The organism is Methylobacterium sp. E-041 (genome assembly GCF_022829665.1).
Taxonomy (GTDB): Bacteria; Pseudomonadota; Alphaproteobacteria; order Rhizobiales; family Beijerinckiaceae; genus Methylobacterium.
The window spans coordinates 1-856 of the sequence record NZ_JAKSYQ010000257.1; the positions used below are offsets into that span (position 1 = coordinate 1).

General features: G+C 60.5%; 2 protein-coding genes. Both read right to left on the reverse strand.

Annotation, left to right across the window (positions count from 1 at the left end; translation table 11 throughout):
* Window positions 1-184: 184 nt before the first annotated feature.
* Window positions 185-577 (reverse strand): hypothetical protein, encoded by a 393-nt coding sequence (locus MKK70_RS23345; RefSeq protein ID WP_243950240.1) that lies wholly within the window; start codon window positions 575-577, stop codon window positions 185-187.
* Window positions 578-625: 48 nt separating this feature from the next.
* Window positions 626-748, reverse strand: a complete 123-nt coding sequence (locus tag MKK70_RS30730) for a hypothetical protein (RefSeq protein ID WP_279603779.1) — start codon at window positions 746-748, stop codon at window positions 626-628.
* Window positions 749-856 lie beyond the last annotated feature (108 nt).

Sequence of the window (856 nt, forward strand, 5' to 3'; positions counted from 1 at the left end):
GACATCGTGAGCGCCTGAGCCGAAGTTGCCCGTCAGGGTGATGTCCTGGGTCTGACCAGCAGCATGCGAAGCAGAGGTGGTCAGCGTGCCGCCGACCTGCTTGCCGTCGACCGTCACGATGAAGTGCGGGTCACCCTGCCAGTCGTCGCTTGAGATACCCTCAGTCCCTGTTACAGCTCCTGCTTCAAACCCGGCTTCTCCTGTGAGCACAGGAGTGGACACTTTGGTTTTCAAGGTCTCTGGCGACAACTGGCAGGGTGACCAGCACCTCATCGTGACGGTCGACGGCAAGCAGGTCGGCGGCACGCTTACCACCTCTGCTTCGCATGCTGCTGGTCAGACCCAGGACATCACCCTGCCAGTTGTCGCCAGAGACCTTGAACACCAAAGTGTCATTTTGGCCGGTATGGAAGGTAGCGCTACCGTTGCTGTAGAGATTGGCAACACCGAGGCTGTTGGATCCGCCCGTGTTGGCAGCCGTATCACCCGCATAGGTTTGCCCGTCGAGCGTGACCTGATGGACGTCGAGGTTGCGATCGTTGCCCCAGCCGTTGTCGGCGTTGTCGATGAACTTCACCGCGACATCGTGAGCGCCTGAGCCGAAGTTGCCCGTCAGGGTGATGTCCTAGATCTGAGCGTAAGGATGGGGAGCAGAGATGGTCAGCGTGCCGCCGAGCTGCTTGCCGTCGACAGTCACGATGAAGTGCGGATCACCCTGCCAGTTGTCGCCAGAGACCTTGAACACCAAAGTGTCACTCTGCACCGTCGCTGGTAGCGTCTTCGTCTAAGCGGGCGGCGTCGTCGTTGAAGGCGGCTGCGTGGTCGTCGACGCTGGTGTCGGAGCTGAGCTGGCGTT